Origin of the sequence: Mesorhizobium sp. M2A.F.Ca.ET.039.01.1.1 (genome assembly GCF_003998035.1) — a bacterium.
GTDB lineage: Bacteria > Pseudomonadota > Alphaproteobacteria > Rhizobiales > Rhizobiaceae > Mesorhizobium.
Window position 1 is genome coordinate 1 of record NZ_RZRY01001122.1, and the last position, 1447, is coordinate 1447.

The window sequence follows — 1447 nt, forward strand, 5'->3', positions numbered from 1 at the left end:
GGCATGTCCTCGGTGATCAGGTACATATGCTCCATCGCCAGCACCGGCAGTTCCAGTCCGACCATGCGGCCGACCTCGCGCGCCCACAGGCCGCCGGCATTGACGACATGCTCGGCGATGACATCCCCCTTGTTGGTGATGATGCGCCACAACCCGTCGGGACGGCGCACGATGTCCTCGACCTTGGTGAAGCGCTCGACCTCCGCGCCCAGTTTCCGCGCCGCCTTGGCATAGGCATGCGTCACGCCAGACGGGTCGAGATGGCCGTCCTCCTTGTTGCGCACCGCGCCGACGAACTGGCTGGGATCAATGAGCGGCATCAGTTCCGCCGCTTCCTTGGCCGAGATCACCTCGAGGTCGATGCCGAGATAGCGGCCCTTGGACACCACGCCGCGCAGCCAGTCGAGCCGCGCCTCGGTTGCTGCCAGAAGCACGCCGCCGGTCAGGTGCACGCCGGTCGCCTGGCCCGAAAGCTCCTCGATCTCCTTGTAGAGCGAGATCGTGTATTTCTGCAGCTTGGCGACGTTGGGATCGCCATTGATCGTGTGCATGCCGCCGGCCGCATGCCATGTCGAGCCGGAAGTCAGCTCGTCGCGCTCCAGAAGCACGACATCGGTCCAGCCATGGCGGGCGAGATGGAACAGCACCGAGCATCCGACGACACCGCCGCCGATGACCACGACCTTTGCATGCGACTTCATGGGTTCTTCTCGTTGGTTCAGTGAGTTGAGAGGTTGAAATGATTCAAGATGGAAAGCCGTTCCCTCACGGCTCGCCTTGCCCGATCGCTTGCTTCCGGCGCGCCATATAGGCTTCGAGCGCTTCGCGCATGGCGGGGTCCATGGCCGGCTGGACATATTCCTCCAGCGCCTTCTTCCACAGCCTGGTCGCGCGCGCCGTCGTGTCGAGCGCGCCGGCTTCCTGCCAGGCCTCGTAATTCTGCCAGTTGGAGAGCATCGGCTGGTAGAAGGCGGTGGCGTAGCGCTCCAGCGTGTGCGGTTCGCCGAAGAAATGACCCCCGGTCGACACCGCGCCCAGCGCCTCGACGGCGAGCTCCGCCTCGTCGACCATGATCGGCCGCAGGAATTCCATCATGTGCTGGATCATCTCGACATCGATGATGAGCTTTTCGAACGAAGCCGTCAGTCCGCCCTCCTGCCAGCCGGCCGCATGATAGACGAGATTGCCGTGGCCGAGCACCGCGCCCCACAGCGCCATCATCGTCTCATAGGCGCCCTGCGCATCGGCGGCGTTGGAGGCCGAGCCCGGCGTGGTGCGGTACGGCAAATTGTAGTGCCGCGCCAACTGCCCGGAGGCGATGTTGGCCTTGGTGTTCTCCGGCGTGCCGAAGGCCGGCGCGCCCGACTTCATGTCGACATTGGAGGTGAAGGCGCCATACATCACCGGTGCGCCGGGACGCACCAGTTGCGTCAGCACGATGCCGAAC

2 protein-coding genes are annotated in these 1447 nt (G+C 64.6%); both read right to left on the bottom strand.

All coding sequences use genetic code 11. The features are described 5' to 3' along the window. Nucleotides 1-701 (bottom strand): FAD-binding oxidoreductase (locus EOA24_RS37810; RefSeq protein WP_133374906.1); only part of this gene is annotated, 701 nt, incomplete at its 3' end. A gap of 64 nt (nucleotides 702-765) precedes the next feature. Then, the coding region (locus tag EOA24_RS37815) for a trimethylamine methyltransferase family protein (RefSeq protein WP_189354588.1) at nucleotides 766-1447 on the bottom strand (682 nt) is incomplete at its 5' end.